The sequence below is a fragment of the Hyalangium sp. genome (assembly GCF_045802625.1).
Taxonomy (GTDB): Bacteria; Myxococcota; Myxococcia; order Myxococcales; family Myxococcaceae; genus Hyalangium.
Window position 1 is genome coordinate 1 of record NZ_JBJMQP010000105.1, and the last position, 7193, is coordinate 7193.

Genomic DNA, 7193 nt, shown 5'->3' on the forward strand with positions numbered 1-7193 from the left:
CGGCCTGCGTATCGAGCTGGGGGAGATCGAATCCACGCTGGAGAAGCACCCCACCGTGCAGCAGGCGGTGGTGCTGGCGCGCGAGGACGTGCCCGGCGACAAGCGGCTGGTGGCCTACGTGAGAGCCCAGGCAGGAGGGGAACCCGAGCCAGCGGCGCTGCGCGAGTACCTCAAGCAGCGGTTGCCGACGTACATGGTGCCGGCCTCGTTCGTGGTGTTGGCCCACTTCCCCATGCTGGCCAGTGGCAAGGTGGACCGCAAGCGGCTGCCGGCGCCCACGCCGGCGCGGCAGGTCGCGGCGAGCGTGGAGCTGCCCAGGACGGAGCTGGAGCGGAGGATTGTTTCGATCTGGCAGGAACTGCTGAACGTCGAGCGCGTCGGCGTGCATGACAGCTTCTTCGACCTGGGCGGCCACTCGCTGCTGCTGCTCAAGGTGCACGCACGGCTCTCCGCCGAGGTAGGCGTGGACGTGCCGCTCCTGGAGCTGTTCCGGCACTCCACCCCGGCCGCGCTCGCGCGACTGCTGGGTGGCGGGCTGCCGGGCAGCGCGGGGACGGCCGCCCCCGCCCGGTTGAGTCCCGGAGAGGACACGAAGGCCCGCAGGGACGCGGTGGCGAGGATGTCGCGGCTGCGGGGCGCGAAGAACGACTCAGGAGCGAGGTGATGATGTCGGATGAGCCGAGGGATGAACCGGGCATGGACGAGGCGGGCAGGGAGGATGTCGAGATCGCGGTGGTGGGCCTGGCGGGCCGTTTCCCGGGAGCGGAGGACGTCCGGGCCTTCTGGAAGAACCTGAGCCAGGGCCGGGACTGCATCACCTTCTTCTCCCGGAAGGAGCTGGAGCAGGCGGGGGTACCGGCGGCGCTCCTGGATGACCCGAGGTATGTCCGCGCTCGCGGCGTGCTGGACCATATCGACTCCTTCGATGCCGAGTTCTTCGGCTACCTGCCGCGCGAGGCGGAGCTGATGGACCCGCAGCAGCGCATCTTCCTGGAGTGCGCCTGGAGCGCGCTGGAAGACGCTGGCTACACCCCTGAGTCGGCCGGCTCCCTCGGCGTCTTCGCCGGGGCCAGCTCGGGCACCTATGCCACCTCCGTCCTCGGGGACCTCCAGCCGTCGCGGACGATGGATCAGATGGCTCTCCACCTCGGCAACGGGCGGGAGTTCCTGGCCACCCGCGTGGCCTACAAGCTGGATCTCAAGGGGCCGGCCCTCACCGTGCAGACGGCCTGCTCCACCTCGCTCGTCGCCATCCACCTGGCCTGCCAGAGCCTGCTCATGCACGAGTGCAAGATGGCGCTGGCGGGCGGCGTGGCGATCCGCCTGCCGCAGCACTCCGGCTACGTCCACCAGGAGGGCGGCATCTACTCCTCGGATGGGCACTGCCGGGCTTTCGATGCCAGGGCCGAGGGCATGGTGAGCGGCAACGGCGTGGGCATCGTCGTCCTCAAGCGCCTGGGGGATGCGCTGCGTGACAGCGACCACATCTACGCCGTCATCAAGGGCACCAGCATCAACAACGACGGCTCGGACAAGATTGGCTTCACCGCGCCCAGCATCGATGGGCAGGCCCAGGCCATCCTCTCCGCGCTGGAGCTGGCGGGGTGCGCCGCCGAGACGATCTCCCATGTGGAGGCCCACGGTACCGGGACGCCGCTCGGGGATCCGATCGAGGTCGCCGGCCTGACGAAGGCCTTCCGCCAGCACACCAAGGCCACGGGTTTCTGCGCGCTCGGCTCGGTGAAGACGAACATCGGACACCTCGATGCCGCCGCAGGCGTGGCCGGCTTCATCAAGACGGTGCTGTCGCTGGAGGAGAAGCTCCTCCCCCCCAGCCTCTACTTCGAGCAGCCCAACCCCAAGCTGGAACTCGCCACCAGTCCCTTCTACGTGAGCGCCGAGCCGCGGCCGTGGCGCGCCAACGGCAGGGCGCGGCGGGCGGGGGTCAGTTCCTTCGGCCTGGGAGGCACCAACGCCCACGTCATCCTCCAGGAAGCGCCCGAGCCGAGGGCTCCGGCCGCGCACCGCCGGGCCCAGGTGCTCGTGCTCTCTGGCCGGACGCAGCGCGCGTTGGATGCCCAGGCGGCCAACCTGGCTCGCTACCTGCGCGAGCACCCCGAGGCGAATCTGGCGGACGTGGCGTACACGCTGCAGGTGGGCCGCCGCCGCTTCCGCCATCGCCGCGCCATCCTCTGCACCAGTGTCCAGGAGGCTCTCGAGGCCCTCGAGGGACGCGCCCCCAGCATGTCCTCTCGAGCGAGAGCGACAGTTCCTCGCGTCCTGTCGCCTTCCTGTTCCCAGGGGGCGGGGCGCAGTACGCGGGCATGGGCCAGCAGCTTTACGAGACGGAGCCGACCTACCGCGCCTGCATCGACCGGTGCTCGCAGCTCCTCCTTCCCAGGCTCGGGATGGACTTGCGCGACGTCCTCCTCTCCCGGGGTGATACCGCCCGGGCCGAGCGTGCGCTGGAGGGCATCGTCGTCGTGCTCTGCGCGCTCTTCTCCACTGAGTACGCCCTCGCCACGCTGCTGATGGAGTGGGGAGTCCGTCCCTCCCTCATGCTCGGGCACAGCATGGGGGAGTACGTGGCGGCCACGCTCGCGGGCACCCTGGAGCTACCGGACGCACTGGGATTGATCGTCGAGCGCGCGCGGCTCATGGGGACGGTGGGCGCCGGCGAGATGATGAGCGCGCGTCTGCCCGAGGCCGAGCTGCTGCCGCTGCTGCCGCCGGAGCTCTCCCTCGCGGCGGTGAACGGGCCGACGCACTGTGTGGTCTCCGGTCCGGTGGAGGCCGTGCGGGGCTTCCGCCAGGTGCTGGCCGAGCGCGGGGTGGAGCACCAGCTCCTGCACCTGACGAGCGCGGGCCACTCGGCGATGCTGGACGCCATCCTCCCGGCCTTCATCGGGTACCTGCGGGGCGTGGCGCTCCATCAGCCACGCATCCCTTTCCTTTCCAACGTCACCGGCCAACCCATCACCGACGCACAGGCGGTCTCACCGGAGTACTGGGCGCGCCACCTGCGGCAGACGGTCCGCTTCGCCGAGGGGCTTCAGCACCTGCTGGCGGATCCGGAGATGCTGCTGGTGGAGGTGGGGCCCGGTCATGGGCTGACGTCGCTCGTGCGGGCACAGGTGCCCCTGGAGCGTGCGCAGGGCGTGTGGAACACCATCCGGCACGTCTATACCCAGGAGCCGGATGACCTCGTGCTTGCCGCCTGCGTGGCGAGGCTGTGGCTCTCCGGAGGGGAAGTCGACTGGGGACGGCTGCACGGCTCCGGCCGGCGGCGCGTCTCGCTGCCGACCTACCCGTTCGAGCGGGTGCGTCACTGGTACACCCCGCCCGCGTCGCGGGAGCATCCGTCGCGCGAGGTGTCGCGCCGCCGCGACATGGCTGACTGGTTCTACGTCCCCTCGTGGAAGCGGACTCCGCTGCCGCGGCCGGACACGAGGCAGGGGCAGCACGCCTCCTGGCTGGTGTTCTGCCAGGACCGGACGCTCGCCGGCGCCGTTAGTGAGGCCCTGGCCCGAGAGGGCCGAGGCTCGCGTACCGTCAGCCCGGGGCCGGAGTACCGCGAGCTGGACGAGCACCACGTCGAGCTCGTTCCATCCTCGCCGGAGCACCTCCGCCAGCTCCTCCAGCGGCTGGCGGAGCGGGGAGAGGCACCGGCTCACGTGCTGTACCTGTGGCCCCTGGAGCGGGCCGTGGACGGGCACACCGGCTACCTCTCGCTCGTCCATCTCATCCAGGCGCTGGAGGAGACGCGCCGGGGGCTGCCGGTGAGACTCACCGTCGCAGCCGAGGGCCTGTTCGACGTGTCGGGCCAGGAGGCGCTGGAGCCCTCCCAGGCGCTCCTGCTCGGCCCCTGCATGGTGGCGCCCCAGGAGTACCCGGGCCTGGGCGTGCGCTGCGTGGATGTCTCGGGCGTGCTCGCCACGCGGGGAGCCGCCGCGCTCTCCGGGCTCCTCGTGCGCGAGGCCATGGCCACCACGGCGGAGCGCATGGCCGCCTACCGCGGCGAGCGCCGCTGGGCCCAGACGTACGAGCCGCTGCGGCTGGAGTCCTCCCCAGACCAGCGTCCGCTGCGCGAGCGCGGGGTGTACCTCCTCACCGGCGGCTTCGGGCGCATCGGCTTCTGGCTCGCCGAGCAGCTGGCCACCTCGTGCCAGGCCCGCATCGTCCTCGTGAGCCGCTCCCCGTTCCCGGAGCGCGGCCAGTGGCGGGAGCTGGCCGCCACCACGTCCGACGAGATGCTGCGGCGCAGGCTCCAGAAGATGCTGGAGCTCGAGGCGAAGGGGGCCCTGTTCCAGGTGGAGCAGGCGGATGTCGCCGACGCCCAGGCGATGGCCGGCGTGCTGGCGCGCGCGGAGGCCGCGTTCGGGCGCGTGGATGGCATCCTGCACGCGGCGGGCGTTACCCAGTCGGAGTCCAGCCTGTCCCTCCTGCGCGACCTCGACGCGCAGGCGGTGCGGCGGGCCGCGGCCGAGCAGTTCCACGCCAAGGTCGAGGGTACCCGGGTGCTCGAGCAGCTGCTGGAGGGCAGGGCATTCGACTTCTGTCTGCTCTTCTCCTCGAACGCTGCCGTGCTGGGCGGCCTGGGTCAGTGCGCGTACACGGCCGCCAATGCCTTCCTGGACGCCTTCGCGGCGCGGCGGGCCCAGCTCGGGGACTCCCGGTGGATCTCCGCCACCTGGGATGGCTGGCGCTTTCCCGGCGAGGAGGGGCGCTCCACCCAGAGCAGCCTGGACGTGTTCGCCCTCGCGCCCGACGAAAGCCCGGAGGTGTTCCGCCGGGTGGTGACGCAGGTGGACTCGCCCCAGGTGGTGGTCTCCAAGGGAGAGCTGCTCGCGCGCGTGGCCTTCTGGGTCCACGGTGAGGGGCTCGCGGCGGCCACTCCCCAGGCCCGGCCGGAGCCGGCGGAGACCGAGGCCGGGAAGCTGGCACTCGAGGCTGAGTCGTGCACGGAGGTCGAGCACGAGATGGTCCGCATCTGGCAGGCCGTGATGGGCATCCGCTCCATCCAGGTCCATGACAACCTGTTCCAGCTCGGCGGCCACTCGCTGCTGGCCACGCAGATCCTCTCGCGCATCCGCGAGCGCTTCCAGGTGTCGCTGCCGTTCCGCAGGCTGTTCGAGGTCCCGACGGTGCAGGGAATGGCGGCGGCGGTGCAGGAACTGCTGGACGCGGGCCGCCAGGAGTCCGAGCCCGCTCCCCAGGCCACGGCCACGGTGGACATCCTCTCGCTGCTGCAGGGCCTGCCGGAGACGCGGCCCCCCTCCTCCGAGGAGTAGGAGGAGGGGGCGGCGGGGCGCTCCCAGCGGCTACGCGAGCCGCTGGGGGCGCAGCAGCAAGCGCCCGAAGAGCAGGGCCAGGAGCGCGAAGGCGCCCACAAACAGGGCGGCCAGGTCCAACCGTAGCTGAGGCAACGAGAAGAGGTAGAGGGCCACGAGGCAGCCCGCGAGCTGGAAGAGGGCGAGGCCGCGCATCACCAGGGTGTTGAAGCGCACCAGCGCGCCGCCCTGGAGCTGGTTGCGCAGCGTGTAGTCCGCCGGGTTGTAGAACCCGCCGTTGAGGCCGCCCAGCAGCCAGACCAGGAGCATGGAGGGCATCCCGGGGACGAGCAAGAACAGCAGGCTCGCGCCGCAGTAGAGCCACGGCTGCAAGCGGACGATGCGCTCCGGCCGCACGAGCGCGCGGATGCGGTCGAAGAACAACCCCGAGAGCATGCCGGGCAGCCGCAGCAGTGCGATGAGCACGATGCTCGCCGAGGCCGTGCGTAGCGACAGCGTCTGGTTGATGAGCGGGAGATAGTTGACATACACGGCGTTGATGGCGTGGAGCATCGGCACCGCCACCGCGATGGCCCGCAGGGACTTCCAATCCACGGCGGAGCCGGTGGGGGCCTCGACTGCGGCCGGCTGTCCTGCGGGCGGAGCGGGCGCGGCCTCCGGCGGGGGGAGATCCCTGCCCAGGAACCAGAGCGCCGCCGCCAGCACGACGAACGTCAGCGCGTCCAACATCAGCGCGAGCCGCCACTCCCCGAGCGCGACGATGCGGGAGGCCACGAGCATGCCCGAGAGCGCCGCGAGGATGTTAAGCCCATCGCTGAGGCCGGCCATGCGCGAGTAGTGCTTGTCCTCCACGAAGAAGCGGTACACGGACACCGCGTACAGCAGGCGGGGGATTCCCTCTTTGCCAAAGGCGTAGCCGAAGAGGAACAGGCACGCGAAGAGCAGTGTCGCCACGGGGCCGCGGTACAGAGCGCTCAGCACGGCGACGAACAACTCGAACAGGGCGATGCCCATCAGGAGGAGGGCGTAGTCCTTTCGCGCCGAGGTGTGTCGCTGCACCACGCGCTTGTGCCAGAAGCTGGCCGCGAACACGGAGATGGCGGGAATCATCCAGGCCAGCACCGCGTAGCGCGAGTCGTTCCTCTCCAACCCCAGGCCGTTGGGCAGGGAGAAGACGAGCAGGAAGTCCCCCATCGAGGAGAGGAAGGACGAGGCGAGGAAGCCGGCCGCGCGCAGCACCCCTCCCCGGGAGGACAGGCCAAGGGCGGGGGCTGTGCCAGTGGCGGGAGAAGCAACAGTCTGATTCATGACTCCAACTCCTCAAGCAGTTGCGCGAGGACATCCGTGTCCGCGGCGAGGGCCTGGCGCTGGAGGATGAGCACGGCCATGTCCCGCAGCGTGGGGTTCTCGAAGAACTCCTTGAGGGACAGGTCTACGTTCCACTCCTCGCGGATGCGCGCGCAGGCCCGGGCCGCCAGCAGGCTGTGGCCGCCCAGGACGAAGAAGCCGTCCAGGGCCCCCGGGCGCTCCACGCCCAGCAGCTGGGTCCAGAGCTTTGCCAGCTCCAACTCCATGGGCGTGGAGGGGGCCACGAAGTCCGTGGCCGGAGCGGCCCCCACTTGGGAGGGGGGCGGGAGCCTGCGCCGATCCACCTTGCCACTGGCCAGCATGGGGAAGTGGGCCAACACCACGAACGAGGCCGGCACCATGTACGTCGGCAACCGCTGCTTGAGGTACTCGCGCAGCGCCGCTGGCTCGGGTTCCCCTCCTGCCTGGGCTCTCACGTAGGCCACCAGCCGCTTGTCGCCGGGCACGTCCTCGCGCGCCAGCACCACCGCCTGCTGCACGGTGGGGTGCTTCTCCAGCGTGGATTCGATCTCCCCCAGCTCGATACGCAGGCCG

The 7193-nt window shown here is 70.8% G+C and carries 4 protein-coding genes and 1 pseudogene; 3 read left to right on the forward strand and 2 right to left on the reverse strand.

Annotation, left to right across the window (positions count from 1 at the left end):
* The 3 genes and pseudogenes from ACJ8AT_RS18920 to ACJ8AT_RS18930 all read left to right on the forward strand — a co-directional run.
* The coding region (locus ACJ8AT_RS18920) for a phosphopantetheine-binding protein (protein ID WP_407739164.1) at nt 1-664 on the forward strand (664 nt) is incomplete at its 5' end.
* Between the two features lie 32 nt (nt 665-696).
* Nucleotides 697-2217: pseudogene (locus ACJ8AT_RS18925) on the forward strand (type I polyketide synthase); the annotation flags it as partial.
* Nucleotides 2218-2324: 107 nt separating this feature from the next.
* Nucleotides 2325-5291, forward strand: coding sequence for an SDR family NAD(P)-dependent oxidoreductase (locus ACJ8AT_RS18930; protein WP_407739165.1), 2967 nt, complete (start codon nt 2325-2327; stop codon nt 5289-5291).
* A 30-nt stretch (nt 5292-5321) separates the two neighbouring features.
* On the opposite strand, the gene ACJ8AT_RS18935 is transcribed toward ACJ8AT_RS18930, so the two are convergent.
* Nucleotides 5322-6599 carry an MFS transporter gene (locus ACJ8AT_RS18935; RefSeq protein ID WP_407739166.1) on the reverse strand — a complete coding sequence of 426 codons (1278 nt, stop codon included), beginning with the start codon at nt 6597-6599 and terminating at the stop codon, nt 5322-5324.
* Nucleotides 6596-7193, reverse strand: a 598-nt coding sequence (locus tag ACJ8AT_RS18940; protein WP_407739167.1) for an AMP-binding enzyme, incomplete at its 5' end; no start/stop codon positions are given. The genes ACJ8AT_RS18935 and ACJ8AT_RS18940, both read right to left, overlap by 4 nt.

What these genes read in the sequence shown, in the direction of transcription:
- ACJ8AT_RS18930 (WP_407739165.1), top strand. Translation starts at nt 2,325, where the DNA reads ATGGGCCAGCAGCTTTACGAGACGGAGCCGACCTACCGCGCCTGCATC.
- ACJ8AT_RS18935 (WP_407739166.1), bottom strand. Translation starts at nt 6,599, where the DNA reads ATGAATCAGACTGTTGCTTCTCCCGCCACTGGCACAGCCCCCGCCCTT.